At 45.4% G+C, this 20,326-nt stretch carries 19 protein-coding genes; 11 read left to right on the top strand and 8 right to left on the bottom strand.

Translation table 11 applies throughout. From position 1 onward, the window contains the following. Positions 1-88 precede the first annotated feature (88 nt). Positions 89-598, bottom strand: coding sequence for a homoserine kinase (gene thrB / locus MsAg5_RS00100; protein WP_338098576.1), 510 nt, complete (start codon positions 596-598; stop codon positions 89-91). Positions 599-892: 294 nt separating this feature from the next. Here thrB and MsAg5_RS00095 point away from each other — a divergent pair, with 294 nt between their 5' ends. The 3 genes from MsAg5_RS00095 (at position 893) to MsAg5_RS00085 (ending at position 3,983) form a co-directional block, all read left to right on the top strand. Continuing rightward, positions 893-1,924, top strand: a complete 1,032-nt coding sequence (locus tag MsAg5_RS00095) for an inorganic phosphate transporter (RefSeq protein WP_338098575.1) — start codon at positions 893-895, stop codon at positions 1,922-1,924. A 236-nt stretch (positions 1,925-2,160) separates the two neighbouring features. Further along, positions 2,161-2,856, top strand: coding sequence for a TIGR00153 family protein (locus MsAg5_RS00090; RefSeq protein WP_338098574.1), 696 nt, complete (start codon positions 2,161-2,163; stop codon positions 2,854-2,856). 656 nt (positions 2,857-3,512) lie between these two features. Continuing rightward, entirely contained in the window at positions 3,513-3,983 is a 471-nt protein-coding gene (locus MsAg5_RS00085; RefSeq protein WP_338098573.1) for an STAS-like domain-containing protein, read from the top strand. 102 nt (positions 3,984-4,085) lie between these two features. Here the strand turns inward: MsAg5_RS00085 and MsAg5_RS00080 are convergent, their stop codons facing one another. Further along, positions 4,086-6,443: a hypothetical protein gene (locus MsAg5_RS00080; RefSeq protein ID WP_338098572.1), complete on the bottom strand. Its 2,358-nt coding sequence runs from the start codon at positions 6,441-6,443 to the stop codon at positions 4,086-4,088. Positions 6,444-6,669: 226 nt separating this feature from the next. Here MsAg5_RS00080 and MsAg5_RS00075 point away from each other — a divergent pair, with 226 nt between their 5' ends. The 4 genes from MsAg5_RS00075 (at position 6,670) to MsAg5_RS00060 (ending at position 8,189) form a co-directional block, all read left to right on the top strand. Next, a complete protein-coding gene (locus tag MsAg5_RS00075; protein ID WP_338098571.1) occupies positions 6,670-6,972 on the top strand; it encodes a hypothetical protein in 303 nt (100 codons plus the stop codon). Between the two features lie 100 nt (positions 6,973-7,072). Then, entirely contained in the window at positions 7,073-7,234 is a 162-nt protein-coding gene (locus MsAg5_RS00070) for a hypothetical protein (protein ID WP_338098570.1), read from the top strand. 312 nt (positions 7,235-7,546) lie between these two features. Beyond that, positions 7,547-7,864 (top strand): DUF2089 family protein, encoded by a 318-nt coding sequence (locus tag MsAg5_RS00065; protein WP_338098569.1) that lies wholly within the window; start codon positions 7,547-7,549, stop codon positions 7,862-7,864. Between the two features lie 4 nt (positions 7,865-7,868). Continuing rightward, positions 7,869-8,189: a hypothetical protein gene (locus MsAg5_RS00060; protein ID WP_338098568.1), complete on the top strand. Its 321-nt coding sequence runs from the start codon at positions 7,869-7,871 to the stop codon at positions 8,187-8,189. 171 nt (positions 8,190-8,360) lie between these two features. On the opposite strand, the gene MsAg5_RS00055 is transcribed toward MsAg5_RS00060, so the two are convergent. After that, a complete protein-coding gene (locus MsAg5_RS00055) occupies positions 8,361-9,050 on the bottom strand; it encodes an HAD family hydrolase (protein WP_338098567.1) in 690 nt (229 codons plus the stop codon). 192 nt (positions 9,051-9,242) lie between these two features. Next, positions 9,243-10,457 carry an MBL fold metallo-hydrolase gene (locus MsAg5_RS00050; RefSeq protein ID WP_338098566.1) on the bottom strand — a complete coding sequence of 405 codons (1,215 nt, stop codon included), beginning with the start codon at positions 10,455-10,457 and terminating at the stop codon, positions 9,243-9,245. 481 nt (positions 10,458-10,938) lie between these two features. Here MsAg5_RS00050 and nifB point away from each other — a divergent pair, with 481 nt between their 5' ends. Continuing rightward, entirely contained in the window at positions 10,939-11,868 is a 930-nt protein-coding gene (nifB, locus tag MsAg5_RS00045; protein WP_338098647.1) for a nitrogenase cofactor biosynthesis protein NifB, read from the top strand. A gap of 179 nt (positions 11,869-12,047) precedes the next feature. Continuing rightward, positions 12,048-13,064: a methanogenesis marker 2 protein gene (locus MsAg5_RS00040; RefSeq protein ID WP_338098565.1), complete on the top strand. Its 1,017-nt coding sequence runs from the start codon at positions 12,048-12,050 to the stop codon at positions 13,062-13,064. A 566-nt stretch (positions 13,065-13,630) separates the two neighbouring features. Here the strand turns inward: MsAg5_RS00040 and MsAg5_RS00035 are convergent. The 4 genes from MsAg5_RS00035 to MsAg5_RS00020 all read right to left on the bottom strand — a co-directional run bounded on the left by MsAg5_RS00035 (position 13,631) and on the right by MsAg5_RS00020 (position 17,328). Further along, the gene (locus tag MsAg5_RS00035; protein WP_338098564.1) at positions 13,631-14,287 is read right to left on the bottom strand and encodes a DUF447 domain-containing protein; all 657 of its coding nucleotides are present in this window, start codon (positions 14,285-14,287) and stop codon (positions 13,631-13,633) included. Next, the gene (locus tag MsAg5_RS00030; RefSeq protein ID WP_338098563.1) at positions 14,284-15,258 is read right to left on the bottom strand and encodes a triphosphoribosyl-dephospho-CoA synthase; all 975 of its coding nucleotides are present in this window, start codon (positions 15,256-15,258) and stop codon (positions 14,284-14,286) included. The genes MsAg5_RS00035 and MsAg5_RS00030 overlap by 4 nt, the downstream gene beginning before the upstream one ends. 58 nt (positions 15,259-15,316) lie before the next feature. Next, complete coding sequence (locus MsAg5_RS00025) at positions 15,317-16,468, bottom strand: methanogenesis marker 9 domain-containing protein (protein ID WP_338098562.1); 1,152 nt, start codon at positions 16,466-16,468, stop codon at positions 15,317-15,319. Positions 16,469-16,614: 146 nt separating this feature from the next. Continuing rightward, positions 16,615-17,328: a hypothetical protein gene (locus tag MsAg5_RS00020; protein ID WP_338098561.1), complete on the bottom strand. Its 714-nt coding sequence runs from the start codon at positions 17,326-17,328 to the stop codon at positions 16,615-16,617. Positions 17,329-17,420: 92 nt separating this feature from the next. Between MsAg5_RS00020 and hisI the strand changes: the two genes are divergently transcribed. Continuing rightward, positions 17,421-17,792 carry a phosphoribosyl-AMP cyclohydrolase gene (gene hisI, locus MsAg5_RS00015; protein WP_338098560.1) on the top strand — a complete coding sequence of 124 codons (372 nt, stop codon included), beginning with the start codon at positions 17,421-17,423 and terminating at the stop codon, positions 17,790-17,792. Between the two features lie 177 nt (positions 17,793-17,969). Beyond that, positions 17,970-20,198, top strand: coding sequence for a PINc/VapC family ATPase (locus MsAg5_RS00010; protein ID WP_338098559.1), 2,229 nt, complete (start codon positions 17,970-17,972; stop codon positions 20,196-20,198). Positions 20,199-20,326: the final 128 nt, after the last annotated feature.

Raw genomic sequence — 20,326 nt, 5'->3', positions numbered from 1 at the left:
GTTTTATTTTTTTAATTGCGCCGGCGCCGCGCGCGTTATGGCGATGAGTTTTGGCCGCTGCGAAAAAAAGAAAGGGTTGTGCCTATTATTATTTTCTATTTCTCATTTTTTCAGCGATTTCCGTCACCATTTCTTCCACTGTTTTTTTGTCGCCGTCAACGGTGATGTCTGCATATTTTTCATAAAGCGGGCGGCGTTCTTCGTATAAATCTTCCAGGCTTTGTCCGTCGTGAAGGGCGATGCCGCGGGTGGAAATATTTTGAATGCGGCGCATGATTTCGGGGAAAGAGACGTTGAGGTAAACGATTGTGCCGAGGCTTTGAAGGTGTTTCATGGCTTTTTCGCTGTAAATGACGCTGCCGCCGGTGGAAATGATTGTGTTTTTCGGCGAAATCTCTGAGATGATTTCTTCTTCGATTTTTGTAAAACCGTCAAATCCGTATTTGTCGACCAAATCCTGAAGGGGGGTGCCCGTTTTTTCCTGAATGAGCAGGTCGGTGTCCGAAAAGGACATGCAGAGGGTTTTGGCGAGCAGAACGCCGGTCGTGCTTTTGCCGGCGCCGGGCATGCCGATTAAAATAATGTTTGACGGAGACATGGTTTCAACTCTTTTCCATGAATTTATTTGATTTGTCATTATGATTTATTATATTCTATTTTTGAACTTGTTATGCATTCCTTTTCATTTATACCTTCTTTTTGATTCTTTTTTTGTTTTTAATGGTTCATGATTCGGAATCTTTGAAATATATAGTCTATATATTTTATAGAAATAAGTTTTATAACCAATCCCAACAATAATCCAAACTTCAAATAATTAGGGTTATTCGATTGTATTTTACATATATTTTCGTGAACATTTGTTGTTATTTTGATTCGGTTGGGTTAATTTATGGATTTAGTATTAGGTATTGCTCTCGCTCTGGCGGGTTTTTACATGGCGTGGAACATCGGCGCCAACGATTTGGCCAATGCGATGGGGACGTCCGTCGGGTCAAAAGCGCTGACGATTAAACAAGTGATTATTATCGCTTCCTTTTTTGAATTGACCGGCGCCTTGTTGTTCGGCGGCAGCGTCACCGACACGATTGCCAAAGGCATTGTTCCGTTGGATTCCATCATTGCCATCAGTCCCGATATCGTCGCCGTCGGCATGCTTGGTGCGATTCTGGCGGCCGGGTTTTGGATTACGATTGCAACGCTTTATAATTTACCGGTTTCGACCACGCATTCGATTGTCGGATCTGTTTTAGGATTCGGTTTGGTTTGCGCTGTTTACGGCATCATTTCTTTTTCCGACATTCATTGGATGGTTATGGTTGGTATCGTCGGCAGCTGGCTTTTATCGCCGCTCCTCGGCGCTGTTCTCGCTTACATCATTTTCTATGCCGTCCGGAAATTGTTCCTGAAAAAAACGGAAGAGGTTCCGCGGATTGAGAAAAAATTCATTCTGCTTCAGGTGATTACCGCTTGTTTCGTCGCGTTTTCCCACGGTTCCAACGACGTGGCCAACGCGATCGGTCCGCTTTACGCTGTTTTCAATATGTACGGTCCATATTCTTTTGACTTGCAGACGGCGCTTTTGCTTCTCGGCGGTCTCGGCATCGTGACCGGTCTCGCCACCTGGGGTTACAAAGTCATTGATACGGTCGGCAGCAAAATTACGGAATTGACGCCAACGCGTGGCTTTTCCGCCCAGTTTGCAACGGCCGCTGTTGTTTTGGGGCACAGTTATATCGGACTTCCGATTTCAACCACGCACATTTTGGTCGGCGCGGTCATCGGCGTCGGTTTGGCCGGCGGTCTTTCCGGAATCAATTTAAAAGTGCTCAAAAATATCGGCTTGTCTTGGATCGTCACCGTCCCGGTTTCGGCCATTACGTCCGGTATCATTTTCTATGTTTTGGCTATCTTCTTCTTGTGAAGAGGCCTTTCATTTTTCTTTTCTTTTTTTTGATTTCTTTTTTCTTTCCTTTTTTTTCTCTTTTTTCCTTTTCAGATTTCTTTTTTCCACTTTTTCTGCGTTCTCTTCTTTTCATATTTCAAAAAAGATAATAAGGAGAGAAGCCTATTAGGCAATATCTTTAAATTTTAATTATTAATTTATTCAAAATTAAAGTGAAAGTAATATTTGTAAATAAAAAATGAGGGTGGTCAATAATGCCTTTTATGCGTTCGGTTTTGGATATTTTTGTCGATTCGCCGTTGGTGCCGCTGGTGGACCATGCGTTAAAAGGAATCGAGTCTGTTGAAGCGCTTTCTGAAATGATGGACGCTTATTTGGTTGGGAATGACGCTGAAGCTGAGCGGCTGTGTTTGAAAGTCGATCATTTGGAACACGACGCCGACAAGATCAAGCAGAAATTCAGAACGGAGCTTCCGTCGTCGGTCGTCATCCAATTGGATACGGCGGCGCTGCTCAATTTCCTCAAATCTCAGGATTCGATTGCCAACAACGCGCAAGACGCCGCCAATTGGATGTCGCTGCGCCGGGGCGCCGATTTGCCGGACCCGGTGAAAGACGGCTTCAAAAAATTGATGGAAAAGACAGTGGAGTGCATCAAAGCCTATGAAAGCGTCATCTGCGGCTTGAGTAAATTGGATACGACGTCTTACAACAAAACGGAAGTTCTAAAAGTCATCAATATGATTCCGTCCGTTGAGGAATTGGAACACGAGACCGACGTCTGCGAAACGAAACTTCTGCGCGAGGTTTTCAAGTACGAATCAGAAATCGGCGGCGCCGGCGTTTACCATTTGTCCCACTTGGCGAAATCGCTGACCAACATTTCCGACAAAGCGGCCGGCTCATCCGATTATTTGAGACGGATTTTGGCGAAGAAAATCGGCAAATAAGCCGATTCCTTTTCTTTTTCCTTTTTTTTGTTTTTTTTTGGCGGGCGCCATGCGCGCGCGTTATGGCGACGCTTTTTATTTTGAGTCCGCGAAAACTGTCTGCACTTTTATTTTTTAATAACTTGTCAGTACATCATTTTCTATTTCTCTCATTTTTCCGTCTTCCTTTTCCCCTTTTCTTCTTTCTTTTCTCTTCTCTTCTTTCCGTGAAAACCATCCCGCTTAAACAGACGCTTTGCGTCTGTTTAAGCGGATTTCGCAGTATTGGGAGGTACAAGTCTGAGCAAAGCAGAAACTGTCTTGTTGGAATCTGTGGGTACAAATCGGATCAGGAATCATGTGTCTTGTTGGAAACAGTAGATGCAATCCGAAATCTGAAAACAGTCACCCGCAGGTGCAATCTGAAATTTAAAAACAGTCACCTGCAGATGCAAACTGAAATCTGAAAACAGTCACCTGCAGATGCAAACTGAAATCTAAAAACAGTCACTGCAGATGCAAACTGAAATCTAAAAACAGTGAACCAAACGTTCAATTTCATTGGTGAGCGTTCATTTTAATAGAATTATCTTTTATATTTCTTCTTTGTTGAAATTTAAAAAGAGTTATATATTGATGCGGTATTTTCAGATTTATACAAAATAACGGAGGAAAAAATGTCAGCGTCAAAATCACGGAACAAAGAAAAGATCGCAAAACGGGAAAATGAGTCAAAAGCCGTTCAAATTAAAAAATCCCAAAAAATGTCCCAAACCATCCGGAAAAAATCAGTGACGATTAAAGCCAAGGATTTCATTTCAATGTGTTTTGCCGACAGCGACGCCGATGCTATAAAGACGGAAATTAACCGTGCGCTGGATGAATATGAACGGGTGACGATTGATTTTTCGGAACTTGGACATTTTACAACATACTTCTTTAATCGGGCGTTTACGGACCGTTTAGAACAAATGCCGGTTGAAGAATATGACGCGCGGATTTTTGCGGAGAATTTGCCGCAAGCCGGAATGAGCGCTTACGAATTGGCCTACATGAACGCTGTTGAATATTTCAGTTTGCCGCCGGAAGGGCGGGAGGCTTGGAATCGGGCGTGTGAAAAGGTGAATGAAGAAATGGGGTGGATTTAATGATCATCCAACCATTTTTTAAATAAAAAAAGCCGACAAAAGCTTTCACGCCTTCGCCGGCAAATCTTTTTCAACATTTATTTCAGATTCATTCATTTCGGATTATTTTCTTTTCACAAAATACCAATAAGCAACGCTGCCGATCACAGCGATCAAAATAACCGCCGCGCCGATCAAAATCCAAGGCGATGTTCTCTCATGGAATTCGGTGTGCACCGGCGGTACCGGTTCATTTGAATTTTGAGACACATTTGCGTTTGAATTGTTCAATCCTGCACCGCTTCCATTCGTTGTATTTTGTTGGGGTTGTTGGTTTTGTGTCGTTGTCAACGGCAAAATTGTGGCTTGACCGAATCCGCCGCCACCGCTATTTCCGGGAGCCGGCGGATTTGGAATTTCGGTGTTTGTCTTTACCATCAGAGGTACGCTTTGAGGGGACGGACCTTCCGTATCCGTTTGTGTAATTCTGGCATAAAACTTGTATTCCGTATCCGGCGTCAATCCCGAAAATTCATTTGATGATTGCCAAATTCCACTTTCTGTTCTGTATTCTGCACCTATAATTTGCTTCAATGTAATTGTGGTTGCTGTTTTTGAATCCAATTCAAGGATCGGTGTGTTTGGCGCTTCCTTTATTATTGTCGGTTCACTTCCGGAAGCAGTATACAAATACAAGTCTCCATAATCATCCGTGTAGGCATGGAATTCGGTTTTAAAAGCACCATCTTCATTGACAATGTAATACAATTTGTTTTCGTTGCCGGAGCCCATTTCAACTTTTGTTTCAAAAACTTCAGACCCATTGCTGTTTTTTACGACTCCTTCTGAATATCCCTGAATATTTGCAAAAGCATTCGATCCGCTTCCCGGCGTGTAAATGCTTCCACCGTCAATGACAATCGTAGAGGTGCCGTTTGTCCTTCCTTTTCCGCCGCCGATGGCATAATGCGTTCCGACCGGTATGACGCCGATAGTTCCGCCTTTGATTTTAACGTTGCCATCTCCGCCATTGCCGGTGCCGCCGCCGCCGCCGATTCCCGCACCGCTTCCGCCATAGTCGGATGTGCCGCCCGTCGCCGCTTCGACTGTTGCCGAACCTGATAATGTAACATCGCCGGTTCCGCCGCTGCCACCGATTCCGCTGTCGCTGCCGCCGCCGCCGCCGATTCCCGCACCGCTTCCGCCATAGTCGGATGTGCCGCCCGTCGCCGTTTCAACTGTTGCCGAATCTGATAATGTAACATCGCCGGTTCCGCCGTCCCCGCCGTAGCCGCCGCCACCGCCGCCTATTGCTGCACCGCCGCCGCCGCCGACGAGTGAAGATGTGCCGCCCGTCACAGTTTCAACTGTTGCCGACTCTGATAATGTAACATCGCCGGTTCCGCCAGTTCCGCCGTAGCCGCCGCCGCCGCCGCCGATTGCTGCGCCGCCGCCGCCGCCGTATGTGGATATGCCTCCCGTCGCCGTTTCAACTGTTGCCGACTCTGATAATGTAACATCGCCGGTTCCGCCAGTTCCGCCGATTGCTGCGCCGCCACCGCCGCCGATTGCTGCGCCGCCGCCGCCGCCGTCTGTGGATGCGCCTCCCATCACCGTTTCAACTGTTGCCGACTCTGATAATGTAACATCGCCGGTTCCGCCAGTTCCGCCGTAGCCGCCGCCGTAGCCGCCGCCGCCGCCGCCGATTGCTGCGCCGCCGCCGCCGTATGTGGATGTGCCTCCCGTCGCCGTTTCAACTGTTGCCGACTCTGATAATGTAACATCACCGGTTCCGCCGTTTCCACCGTAGCCACCGCCACCGCCGCCTATTGCTGCACCGCCGCCTATTGTTGCACTGCCGCCGCCCGCTGCCTCTAAAATATTCACAAATCCATTGATGACGATTTTTCCGCTTGATTCACTAGGTTTTCCGCCGATTCCGGCACTGTTCGGTCCGCCGTAAATTTTCAAATTATTATCAACGGATTCGTTGGCGGTGATTTTCAAATAATTACCGGAACCAACGTGGATTCCGGTTAAGTTTCCAGTAATCGTATTATTGCCTTCTAAAAAAAGAGTTGTGCCGTCGACGCCGTCGATGTCAATGCTGTGTTTGCCGGATGCCGTTGATAAATTTAAATTCAAATCTTTGATTGTCAAATTCAAAACAGATGTTGATGTTGTACGGTCCGCGGCAACAACGCTGATGCTGAGTTCTTTGCTTTCATTGTCGCTGATAATTGTCAAATTGTTGATTTCGGCCGGAATTGTAATGACGCCGGAATCCGTCCAACTGTCGGTGTTTAATGTTAAAACATGGGGTTCCGTTCCTGAAACCCAATTTATTAAGTTTGAATTTGCATCAGCAATGTTTGTGACCGTTTCAGAATCTGCCAGTGCCGGTGTAGCGGCCAAAATGATGAAAACCGTCAGAGCGAGTAAAACCATCATTGATTTTTGAAAAGTTGTTTTAAATTTCATTTAATTTCCTCTATTTATATTAATAAAAATAATATAATTTTATAATAGTTAATGATGAATATAATATATTAAATTTGATTCTATATATGATTTATTGAATTTTTCGCCGGGACAATGAAACCGACGTCTGTTCGGTAAAATTTCCGGATTTTCAAAAACCGACAATCATTTTAATAAGATGAAGACATTTACAGTTCCATTTCATTCAATTATTCGGGGAAATCATATGCCAAAAGTGTTATCGCTTCAGGATTTAATCAATCGAAAATATCATGAAATGTCTTTGGAAGAAGGCATTGACGAGGAGCTTGAAGATCTGTACGATTTGGTGGTTCCGATGGGAACGCCGATGTCCATCATCATGGATATGGTCGAAATCTTCGATTTGGAAGTCACGGAACGCATCATTTCCATTCATGAACCGGAAATCGCCCAAACCGCTGTGATCGCTCTGCGCGGTCCGCTCGACCGCGTCGTCGAGGCCGAACAATTCATGCGGCGCGAAACCAAGGCTTGGATGGAACAATAATCCCAAACCAAATAATAATTGAAATTCATCCCTAAATTAATAAAAAATATAAACCAAATGAATTTAAAAAATTAAATCAATTAAAATGAAAGGATCCGTTATGGCAAAAGTATTACCCAAAAGATGCCCGAGCTGTGAAAAATTAGCGCTCAATGAAGAAATTACCGACTGTTTCTACTGCCAAAGCTGCGGTCAATGGTTTGACAAAAAAGATTTGCCGGAAGACGAACCTGTTGCAGAACCGCCGGCAGACGCGGAATAATTCTTAATCCCTATTTAATAAAGGTTTCCAATACGGAAACCACTTTCTTTTTAACTTCTTCTTTCTACTGTTTTTAATTTCTTCTTTCTACTGTTTTTCTTTTATCTTCTTCTCTCAATTCTTATTTTCTTTTCATTTTTGCGGCAGCCGACGCGCGCGTTATCTCGACACGTTTCTTGAAATCGCATCGAAAATCAGGGGCAATTTTCAATTCACATCAATTTTAAATACAATCTTGAATTTTGATTTTAACATTGTTAAATAAAACCTTTAATATTATTAAAGATATTCTGTTTTTGAAGGAGGTTTGTTATGCCCATTGATGTCATGCCGGAGTGGGCGGCCAATTTGGAAGATGAAGATATGACGTTCATCAAAAAATTCCTGCTCGCGTCCGGTTCCCTCAAAGAAGTCGCCAATCAGTACGACGTCACTTATCCGACCGTTCGCTTGCGGCTGGACCGTTTGATTCAAAAAATACAAATCAGCGAAGACAATTCGAGCGAGCCTTATGTCGCTTTAATTAAACGGCTCGCCATTAACGAAAAAATAGATTTCGATACGGCAAAAATATTGATTTCCGAATACAAAAAAACAAAAAACGAAACAAAAAAAACAAACAGAGGTTGATTAAATGAATATTCCGATTAACACAGTGGTTTTATTTCTAATACTGATTGGTATTGTCGTCTTGCAAGTGTTTTTGTCAAGACGGGAAAACAAATGGCTCGGATTGGTTTTGCCGGCGCTTTCCGTTTTGTTCTCACTTTTCACGGTTTTTGGCATGTATGCTTATGTCGGTCAGCCCGTTTCCCAAATCGTGATTCAGACCATCATGATTTTCTTGATGACGAATATTCCGACGGTGATTTTGCTGGTGATTTACGCCGCTTGCCGCGAAAGTTTGAAGAAAAAGAAAGAAATCGATAAAATGAGCATCCAAGATTTGGATTAAACGGACGCCGGTTTTTGAAAAACTCAAATGAAAAGGCGTGCGTAACGCGCGCGCCGGCGGCCGCGAAATAAAAACGAAACAAAATAAAAAACGAAACAAAATAAAAAACGCAAAAAAATAAAAAACGCAAAAATGACATGCAAAAAATGTTCAAAAAGCCCGTTTTAATTGTTAAATTGATTTTTTGGGCTTTTTGGATTGAATAATGTCAATCATTTCGGCAATGTTGTCCAAGTGGTAGTCCGGATTGAAGCGGAATTCCCGCTCGTGCGTGTTCCGGTCGCCGTAAGCGGCGTAAGCCGTCAACATGCCGATTTTCTTGGCCGGCGCGATGTCGCGGCGCAAGCTGTCACCGATAAAAATGGATTCACCGGCTTTCCGGTTGGTTTTGTTCAGCGCGTATTCAAAGACGCCCAAATCCGGTTTTTTCTTGCCGGACATGTCGTGTGCGAAAACGTCGTCGACCATATTGTAAATACCGGCTTTTCTCAAGCGTTTGTTCGCGTTTTCGGTGTTCGCATCCGTCACGACGACAAAAGAACATCCCAAATCTTTCAAGGAATCGATGGTTTCGGCAACGCCGTCATAAAGGAGAATGCTGTCGATTTTCGTGTCTTCGTAAATTTGGCAGCATTCTGAAAAAAGGTCATCGGAAAACACATATTTTTCCCGCAGGTAATCTTCGATATTTTCCAGATCTTCAAATCCGTAAATGCCGCGCAGGAAATAGGAAAGCATCTCTTCGGGGTTGCCGGTGCCGATGTTGTCCACAACGGCCGTACAAGCTTCCTGTTTGGCTTGGAAAAAGTCAAACAACGTGTTATCCATGTCCGAAAATACGCAATTAATTTCCTGTTCCATTCAAAATCTCTCAAAAATAATTTTTACATAATTAAAAATCTTATAAAAATACAACACCATTTATTTGTTTGTTTATGGATAGATTGAGGGCTGTTGTTAAACCTTTCTATTCTTCAATCTTTTATTCTTCAGTCTTTTATCTTCAACCTTTCATTCTTTTTATTGAGTTGTATTTTATTTTATCTCATTTTATTATTTGGCAATCATCTCGTCGACGTGAGACGGCATGTGCTCAACAGCAGGCGACTTTTCAACACCGGCAGTTATGATATTGACGCCGGCGGGTTCCGCCGTCATGATGTCCAAGGCATTGTGTTTGGACGTTTCGCCCATCCAATATTCCTTGACGCCGTCATAACCGCATTCCGCCGGACGGGCCACCTCGCCGCAAGCCGCAAATGTGATCCGGTTGCCGTTGGCGCTGTCAATCAAGAACTCTTCGCCGACGCTCAAACAGTTGACGCAGCCGGTCATGACGCCTTCGCTTTCCATCCTTTTTATTTCGCGAATCGGCTCGCCGCCCGGTTCTTGCCCGATCGGATAGGTGCCGTAGTGCATCGGAATGAAATGTTTTGTGTTCATAATCGCGGCGGCCTGCGCGGCTTCGTCGGGCGCGATGTGCGCGACTTTCATAATGGAACGGGGTTTGTAGCCGCCGACCGGCATAATCGCGTAATCGATTTCCGGGAACAGCTTCGCGATTTCGGAAAAGTGGTTGCCCCAGGCCGTGTCGCCGCCGAAATAAATGGTTTTGCCGTTGGCGCGGATTAAAAAACTGCCCCAGAGGGTTTTGTTGCTGTCAAAAACATGAAGGCGGGACCAATGGAGCGTCGGTAAAAAGAAGACTTCGACGTCGGGTTTGGTTTTGTATTGCTGGTACCAGCCCGCTTCCTGATATTTTTTGGTAAAATGTTTCATGTACATGCCGCCGCGCAAGGGCACCAACGCTTCGGTTTTGGAATTGTCTTTGAAAATTTTCCGAAGCGAACGAACGTCCGCATGGTCGTGGTGCATGTGGGAAACGATCACATAATCGACATTTTTAAACCGGTTGACGCTGCAGGGAATCGGCACTTTCCGGGTCCGGAATGGGAAACTGTAATAAGATGGGTCGGTCAAAAACGTGACGCCGCCAAAGCGGATAAAAAAAGACGCGTGACCGAGCCAAATGATCATGTCGTCTTCAGACGCTGCAAAAGATTCGTTTTTGACGAAGCCGGCTTTGAATTTGTCGTTCTTTTTTTCTTCCTTCTGCGGGTTTTTATAAAGCCGCCACTTCATGAACTCAACCATGTTCATTTCGGACGGTTTGTCCTCATTGACAAACGAATTTCCGACCATCGGATTGCCTTCCCATCCGTCTTTAATGATCGGCAAATCCGGATTTGACATATATCTGATCGACAATATAACACCTGAATAATAACAATAATATGATTATAATAACTTTAATAACTTAATTAATAACTTAATTTATAAACTAATTAATAACCTCATTTTGATTGGTTATTATACACTGGATTTCAATTATTCTGAACAACGATTTGTCATAACATTTCATTCAAAGATTATGACAAATAAGGTGCTTCAGAATGTAATTTTTAAGTAAGGATTAATATATGATATCTCATATATTAATAATTGTCATGCTGAATACTCAATATACTATTTATACTGGTATTTAAACATTCATATCTTTATTTCAAACACAAATGTACAAATGATTGTATTTTTGTCAGGCAATATCTATTAATGGTAATAATTCCTATTAGTAATTCTATCTTTTTCAGTACATTTTTATTCTTTCTTTTATTTTTTATCATAACATATTATTTTCAAAAAGCGAGGTGGACTTGTGGAAAATACAAAAAACGATCTCAGCAATGAGATGCGGCGCAAAATTTCGGAGCACCCGTGTTATTCGGGCGAAGCGCAGCACAAATTCGGCCGCTTGCATTTGGCGGTGGCGCCGAAGTGCAACATTCAGTGCAACTACTGCGACCGGAAATTTGACTGCGTCAACGAAAGCCGCCCCGGCGTTGCGAGCGAAGTTTTAACGCCTGAGGAGGCGCTTTTGCGGACGGAACAAATCCTCAAAGAGCACCCGTTTATTCATGTCGTCGGCATTGCCGGTCCGGGCGACCCGCTGGCCAACGAAGAAACCTTTGAAACCTTCCGCTTGATTCGGGAAAAATACCCTGACTTGACGCTTTGCGTCAGCACCAACGGCCTCGCGTTGGCCGACCGGTTTGCCGACCTTCAAAAATCCAACGTCGAAACGCTGACGGTGACGATGAACGCCATGGATCCGGACATTCAAATGCAAATCGTGGATCATATCGTTTATCAAAAAAAGCATTATCATGGCCGGGAAGCTGCCGAGTTGTTGATTGAAAAACAATTGGCCGGCATCCAAATGGCGGCTGACGCGGGTCTTGCCGTTAAAATCAATACGGTTCTGATTCCGGGCATCAACGACGAACACATTCCGGAAATGGCGCAGCGGCTGAGCGAGATGGGCGTTTACATTATGAATATCATGCCGCTGATCACGCAGGCGAAATTCAAAGACCGCCGCGCACCGACGGAAGAGGAACGCGCCGCCGTTCAAAATCAGTGTTCGCCGTATGTGAAACAAATGAAACACTGCCGGCAATGCCGTTCCGACGCTTACGGCTTGATCGGCAACGATTTGTCGCAGATGAGCAAAACGCGCGGCGACGAATTCCGGACGGCGTCCAAAGAAAAACGTCCGCCGAAATTGATTGATTTGTCAGGCGACGTGACGCTGGATCCGAAATCCAAAGACGGCAATTAAATGATTAAATAATCAAATGATTAATGATCAATAGATCCAATAATTTGAAAATTATGAAGCAAAAGAAATAAAAGAGAAAGTGTTGTCAATTCTCTTTTATCTTTTTAATTTTCATTCCGGTTTCATTTATATTTTCATTCTTTTGTTATTTATTCCAAATCAATGTGAGCGTGTTTTCTTTGGAAAAAAATGGTCCTCGAATCGATTTCAGCCAACCGGCAGTTGACGCATTGGCCAACGCTATTCGTTCTTTTGAAGGTGTTTCCCGCAAGAAGCCGATTGCGGACATTGCCGCTATTTTTGAATCCGTTTCCGATATGTACGGCGGCTGCGTCGTCGATTTCGGGGATGACGCGGCGGCAATTGACATCGGCGGCGGCGACGTCATCTTATTTGCCGCAGACGGCATTTGGGGCCGCTTGGTCGAAAAAAGCCCGTGGTGGGCCGGATTTACGTCCGTTCTGGCGAACGTCAACGATATTGTCGCGATGGGCGGAAAACCGCTGGCTTTGGTCGACGTCGTTTCGTCGTCCAAAACGGAAGATTTCACCGAGATTTTTAAAGGAATGGCAGAAGGCGTCAAAAAGTTCGGCGTCCCCGTCGTCGGCGGACACACGCATCCGGAAGGCGCAACAACCCTCTCGGTGGCAATTATCGGCATCGCCAAAAAAGATGAATTGATCCGAAGCGACACAGCTGTTCCCGGTGACGTTGTTATTTTTGCGGTGGACATGGATGGGCGTACCGGTCCGAATTCGCCGTACAGTTTTGAATCTTTATCGTTTAAAGAGCCGGCAGCAATCCGAAAAATGTATGAAGCGCCGCAGCAGCTGGCCAAGCAAAAGCTGGTGACCGCCGGAAAAGACATCAGCAACCCCGGCGTTGTCGGAACGCTCGGTATGCTTGTTGAAACAAGCAAGGTCGGCGCAACGGTGGATTTGGAAAAGATTCCGTTGCCGGACATGGATATTGTTTTTGACCGCTGGATTTTGATGCATCCCGGTACCGGATTTGTTTTCACGGCGGCGTCGGAAAACGCAGGCGAATGTATTCGCATTCTCGAAGCCGGCGGAATCAAAGCAGCCATCGTCGGCGAAATCACAAAAAAGCGGACGCTTGATATTTTTGCGGGCGAAAACCGGGCAACCGTTTTTGACTTTGACAAAGAAGGCATTACCGGCATTTGTAAAAAATAATTTTCTTTTTTCTTTTTGTTTTTTTGGCGGGCAGCATGCGCGCGCGTTATGGCGACACATTTTCTTTTTGCGTTTTTGAAAATGACGGGCGGTTTTTTGCAGATGTCAAGCAAACCATCCCGTAAAATCAGATGCGAAGCATCTGTATTTTACGGATACCGATGAGCAGGTACAATTTAGATTGCGAACAGCAGGTGCAAATCGGATGAGGAATACAACTGTATTTTTGGAAACAGTAGATGCAAACTGAAATCTAAAAATAGTCACCTGTAGGTGCAAATTGAAATCTAAAAATAGTGAACTGCAGGTGCAGGCAGAAATTTAAAAATAGTTAACTGTAGGTGCAACACAGTATCTAAAAATATGGAACTGATTTGCTGTTCTGCTAATTTCATCTTATTTTACAGCAATCCGCCAAGTTCCGCCCTCTTCACGCCTGCGGCGTTCAGAGGTCTGAACTTGCGGGATAACATTCGGAACGGATACTGTTCCGGCTGTTGACACTGCGCCGTCGCGCGCGTTATCGCAACAAGTTTTTTCAATTCGTCAAAAAACAGGGTCAATTTTTAAATTTCGTCTTCAAAACCGGCCAAACGCTTTTTTAAAATCGACAAAGCCTCTTTGTCTCTTTTTCTTCCGCACCGCTGTGCCAGGCTCCAGTGATGCTTAATCAATTCAATGTATTTCGGATCCTTGGTTTGCTCGTAACGCGTCAAATGCACGCAAATTTCAATGATGGAAGAAAAGCCGCGGTTGACCAAAAAGCCGGATTTTTTCGTTTGGACTTTAAAGCCGATCGGTTCAATGTCAATAATCAGTGTTTCCGATGTCTGCAGCCGGTTGACGCAGCGGAAAACAACATAACGGTCCGCATTCTTTAAAACCGGTACAATCGTTCCGGAAAAGTTCAGCGTTGAAAATTCGTCCGCGTCCAAATCATAAAACGTGGCGTTGGCGTACAAAACGGAATCTGTGGTGATGTTGGCTGAAAAATATTCTTCCCGCATCAAGTTTTCATATGTTTGCGTTCCCGGGAAAAGACGTAAAAACATTTTGTCGTTTTTCCAAATAATCCCGATCGGCGCTGCGTTAAACAAACAGTTGCTCTCCGGTTCGGTTTGATCTTTTTCCGGATCATTTCGGCTGGACAGAATTATTTCCGAAATCCCTTCGTCAATTCCGAATTCCCGCATCAGTCTCAGATTTTCCGCTGTTTCTTTCAAAATGTCAATCCTCCAAGAAGCGCTAAAAATATACCGGCCGCCGCAATGTCGGCCAAAGATCCCGGATTTGCTTTTCGAGCGTGCAGCTCGTTATCCAATTCATTCATTTTCGGAATGAGTCGGTTCAAGTCCGGTTCGGTTCCTTTTTTTGAATCCAATATGTCTTTTGCCATTTTTCGAACATCTGCTGCTGTTTTTTCATCCAATTTCGTTTCGATGAACGTGTCCGAATAATCCGCCATAAATTCTAAAAAGGTGAGGACAATTGCGCTGTTCAAGGCGTTTTTAAATTGTTTGTCCGGATTTTTCACAAAATAAGCGTTGTTTTCTAAAAGCCGGTCCGAAAACCGCCGCGTCAATTCAAATCCCGTGACCCATTCCTTGGCAATCATGTCGCGTTCGATTGCGCTTTCCATCAATCCAAAAAGACCGACTTTTTGAGTTTTGATTCTTTCTTTCGCGTTTGGATCAGACAAGTCAAAGTCTGCGCCATCGTCAATGTCTTTTTTGGCGGGAACGTTGAGTTTTTCAAATGCCAAATAAAAGAAGTAAGCGTCTTCTTCGTCTGTTTGCCGGCAAATTTGAGCGGCCGTTCGGCAAATAAGATTGGCGTCCGGTTGGGTTTTTCCGCAGTCGTTTGGCTGCGTCAAAGAACCGGCGGCCGCAGCCAGCGGCAAAATCAAAAGAAATGTTCCGAAATGCGTGTTTCCGCCGGCTTGGCGCCGTTCGCTTTTGGCAACGGCTTCAAAAAGCAGTTCACCGATTTTGGATTTGCCGGCCGCCGCCTTCCAAAAAACAAATTCAGTGGCGATCGCAGACGCCAAAAAATGCTCGTAATTCGTGTTTTTAAAATCCTTGAGGCGGTGAACGTTTCCGGGCTTTGGGTATGAAGACGCTTCAAGCGCCATTGCCAGGCTGGCGGCGACAGCGATATCCTCTAAAACGGTTTCATCCGGCTGAGACTGAAACATCTTCTTTCCTCTGTTTTTGTTTCTAATTATGAGTGATTCGCATCTTATTCCGGTTCGCTCAACACTTTTTTTCCTCAATCCGATCGAGTAATTTGTCTGCCAAATTGTGTTTCAGCCGCATGTATTCGTCGCCGGAAAGCCCGATGTTTTCCAAAGCGCCGTCTCTGAAATAACAGGGTTTTGTGAGTTTGCAGCACCAAACCAAACTTCCGAAACAAGTGCCGTCTCCCTTTTCAAGCGGCGTTCCGCGGGCCAATTGCAATTTCAGCTCCGTAAATTCCTTCGGAGAAAAGCCGACTTCTTCAATTTTAGAAGACAGGCGGCAGTATTTCACGGGCGGGCAGCAAAAAGCCAAACCGCGGTTGTCGCCGTGCTTGCAAATATGTTTGGGCGTGTTGTACCAGCCGATTTCTTCCTGATAATCGCTGATGTTTTTGACCAAATACGGAATAAATTCGGCGTCCTCGCGCGCCGCCCGGGCGACCGACACCATATCGGCGCCGGATGAAAAATAATCAAGCGCGCTGTCAAAGTCGTCCACCGAATTGTTGGCGATGAGCAGTTTTCGCGTTGCGTTTCTGATTTTCGTCACCGCGTCGCAATCGCTGCCTTTTCCTTCGATCATGGCGTCGGCGTGAAGAATGTCAACGCCGGCCGCGTCAAAGAATTCCGCCGCTAAAATCGGATTGACCGTGCTTGTCCGGAATTTAACGGACAAAACGACGCCGGTTCCTTTGATTTTTTGAATCATGTCCAAAAGAGCGGTCGTGTCTTTCAAAAGCCCTTCGCCAAGGCCCCGGGATGTAAATTCCGGCTGGCGGCAGTGGACATCCAATTCCATAATGGCATTTTTCTCTTTAAGAAGTTCGGCCGCTTTGAGAAGCAGCTCCATCGAAGCGGAACGAACGCTGACGGCAACAACCGTTTCCGGCGAAACGGCTTTAATCTTATCGATTTCCGATGCAATGGTCTGGAAAACGCTTTCAACATCGATGATAAATTCTTCTCGTCCGCGCTTTTGTACTTCTGCGGCGGCTTCTATGGATACGTTATCTAAATTGTAAGCGCCGATCACAACAAGTCCGGCACCTTTCGCGTTTTTGCTGACAAAGCCGCCATTGGTGACGCCGGCCATCGCCGAAAGCGCGATCGGGTTTTGAATCCGGAGGCTGCCTGCGCGGAGATCAAATAATTGTGTGGATTGATTCATAAAATTCCCTCAAATAAATAATAAAATAATCATTTCAAATCTTTTCAAAATTAAAAAAGCTGAAAACCAATTGTAAAATATGTAAATTCCATGAGAGATATATAAACTTGATTTCAAAAATGGAAAATATTCAATTTTTTGTCAAATCAGTAAATTCTCTTTTTACTCTCAATTTGAAATTTGCCGCCGTCCAAAATGTACCGGAATACCTTTCCGTTTATTCTTTCAGGTATCTCCGATTCTGCGTCATCGCCGCAGCCGGTCTTGTATTTGTAAACTGCCAGCGTTCTCTCAAAGGAATTTCCCCGTTCCCGCATTTCAAACTGAAAATGAGTGTCGGCAATATGTTTGAGGCGGTTTTCAACCGCTTCCGGCAAAATGCCTTCATGAAGGCAGCCGATTAAAAAAGGCTCGGAACTTTCATTGTTCTCGTCTGTTTTGTCCGTGCTCTTTTCTTTGTTCTCGTTCGTGTTTTCGTTCCGCTTTCCGTTTTTATTCCTCAAATCGCTGCGGATTTGGAGAATCTTGGGGACAATCTCTTCCGGCGTTGAGTTTGAAAATTCTTCGCTGATGCTGTCGATGATAAAAAAAGTATGAAACGGACTGCCGTGCTTCCGGCCGGAAGGGCAGGCTTTTGAAAGCCGGCAGCCGTTTTCTGTTGCCTTCTGGTTTTCTCGGGGGTTTTGTTTTTCGTCCTCCTTTTCAGCTTGCCTCCCCGATCTCTCAATCAGGGCCAAAAAGGATTCCATTCCCTCATCATCGTTTCCGCAAAAGAGCAAAAACGACCCGCCTTTGACACAGCTCCTTGTCAGGCGGTCAATTTCGGGAATGCCGGTTGTGAAATTTTTCATTGTCATCATTTCACAAAAACAAAAAATCCTAATCCTTTATAACGCTGCGGATTTTATCAAAATCGGAAAATTTATATACTAATCCAAAAGCCTTACCTGTTATGTCTGATTCCAATCTGGTCAATTCTTTAAAATTCGAAAACGGGCTCATTCCGGCGATTGTTCAGGATGCGGAAACGCGCGACGTTCTGATGTTCGCGTTTATGAACAAAGAGGCGCTTCAATTGACGGCGGAAACAAAAATCGCCCACTTTTGGAGCCGAAGCCGAAAATCTCTTTGGAAAAAAGGAGAAACGTCCGGTCATTATCAATATGTGAAGGAGATTTTAACCGACTGCGATGAAGACGTGGTTTTGCTTTTGGTCGAACAAGTCGGCGGCGCCTGCCACACTGGATACCGGTCCTGCTTTTACCGGACAATCGATGGAAAAACGGTGGGTGAAAAAGTTTTTGACGCCGAAGATGTTTATTGATTCGTTTATCTGGTTCTGATTTTTAATTTTCTTTCATTTTTTCTTTTATTCATTTTTCTTTTATTTTTCTTCTTTTATTTTTCTTTCTATTTCTTTTGTTTTCTTATTTTCTTCTTCCCTTTTCTCTTCTCCTCCTTTTCGAATGGTTTATTATAGATATACAGTCTATTTTTCGGTATGAACTCTATGAACTCTAAAAAAATATCCAAGCAAAATACAAAAAGTCCTGTTCATTCAAAAGCGGAAGTCGTTTCCGGATTTGATATGAATTTTAACCCGGTCAAAAAATATTCCTGTGAAATCGTCGTTGCCGACACCAGTGCGGTCATTGACGGCGTTTTATCCAACGGCATTGCCGCAGGACGTTATTCTTCTTCCAATAAGTTAACAGTCGTTATTCCGGAAGCCGTTTTGGCGGAACTTGAACATCAAGCCAATTCAGGCAAAGAAATCGGATTCTTAGGGCTTTCCGAAATTGTCGCTCTTCAACAAATGCATGCGGACGACGAAATCCGGCTGACGTTTGCCGGCAGCCGCCCGGAAAAATACCGCGTCGCAGACGCTGCCTTTGGGGCGGTCGACGCGCTCATTCGGGAAACGGCGGTCGAATTCGGCGGTCTTTTTGTCACATCGGACAAAGTTCAAGCCGCCGTCGGCGTTGCGCGCGGGCTTCATGTGGATTTTGTCCCGTCCGCCGTGCGGCTCGGCGCGGACGAACAAATCGAAGAACAAGGCGACCCGTATTTGGATTTATCCGTTCTGTCCTGGTTTGATCCCACCACCATGTCCGTCCATTTGAAAAACAATTGCCTGCCGATGGCCAAAAGAGGATCCGTCGGTGAAATGAAATACATCCCGGTCGGCGATACGGCGATCAGCGCCGCCGAATTATCCAAAATCCGGGCCGAGTTGGTCGAGTTTGCCAAACACGATTCCGATTCATTTATTGAAATGGAGTCGGAAGACCCGATGAGCGCGCTTGTTCTTCAAATCCGGGATATGCGAATTGCGATGACGGCAGCGCCGTTTTCGGACGACACGGAAATTACCATCGTCCGTCCGATTGCGTCCGTCGATTTTGAAAAATACAAAGCGAGCGACGAACTCAAAAACCGTATTCTGGAACAGCGCGGCGTCCTCATCGCCGGATCGCCGGGCGCCGGAAAATCCACATTTGCTGCCGGCGTTGCACGATTCTTGTTATCCGCCGGCAACGTCGTCAAGACGATGGAGTCGCCGCGCGATTTGCAGGTGCCCGCCGAAGTGACGCAATACGCGCCGCTGGATGGTAAAATGGAAAACACAGCCGATCTTTTGTTGCTGGTGCGTCCGGATTACACCATCTACGACGAAGTTCGAAAAACGAAGGACTTTTTGCTGTTTGCGGACATGCGCCTCGCGGGCGTCGGCATGCTCGGCGTCGTTCACGCGACGCGCGCGATTGACGCGGTTCAGCGGCTGATCGGGCGGGTGGAGCTCGGCATTATTCCGCAAGTCGTTGACACCGTGATTTTCATTGACAAAGGCGAGATCGCCAAAGTGTACACGCTTGAATTCACTGTCAAAGTCCCCAGCGGCATGATGGAAGCAGACTTGGCGCGGCCGGTGATCGTGGTATCCGAGATGGCGTCAAAGGTGGCGGAATATGAAATTTACACGTACGGCGAACAAGTGGTTGTTATGCCGGTCGGTGCGGCGCTTTCCGCCCGTGAAAATGAAACTGTCCGAAAACCCGCGTGGGACGGAATGGAATCTAAAATTAAAATGGAAGTCGCCCGTTATGTTTCGGGGCCGGTTGAGGCGGAAATGGTTTCCGACCGGAACGCGGTTGTCAAAGTCAAACCGACGGACAAAAGAAAAGTTATTGGCCGGGGCGGCGATACAATTTCTCAAATTGAATCCAAACTCGGTATCCGGATTGACGTCCGGGATTTGACGATGCGGGACCGGCGCGGCATGAAAAAATCAAATGCCGGCGATTCAGATGACTCTTCTTACCATCCGTATAATTCTTCCCGCTTTGCCGCCGCACGGTCAAATTCTTCCGAATTTGACGATGAATTCGACTCTGATTCCGGTTCCGATTCCGACTCTGATTCCGAATTTGAATCCGGTTTTTCAAACGGATTCCGCGCGGAAGATTTTGATGAAAGAATCGATGAATACGGCAACGAAAACGATTATGTGATTCCCATCTTCGAGAAAACGAAAAAGCATTTCATCTTAAAAGTTCCGGAACTTTCCGGCGAGGATGTCGATGTTTTCATGGGTGGGCGGATGCTTTTCAGTGCGACGGTCGGTCGGTCGGGCGAAATTAAGCTTCGGGCCGATTCCGAATTGGCCTCAAAAATCCGGAACGGATTCAGAAACGGTGAGTTGGTCGATGTCCGTTTGTCGACCGACTGATTCAAAATTTCTGTCTTCCTGATTCCGAATTTGAATCCGGTTTTTCAAACGGATTCCGCGCGGAAGATTTTGATGAAAGAATCGATGAATACGGCAACGAAAACGATTATGTGATTCCCATCTTCGAG

It is taken from the genome of Methanolapillus africanus (assembly GCF_032714475.1).
Classification (GTDB): domain Archaea; phylum Halobacteriota; class Methanosarcinia; order Methanosarcinales; family Methanosarcinaceae; genus Methanolapillus; species Methanolapillus africanus.
The sequence above is the reverse complement of the archived record's forward strand: the minus strand, read 5'-3'. Positions and strand labels throughout refer to the sequence as shown.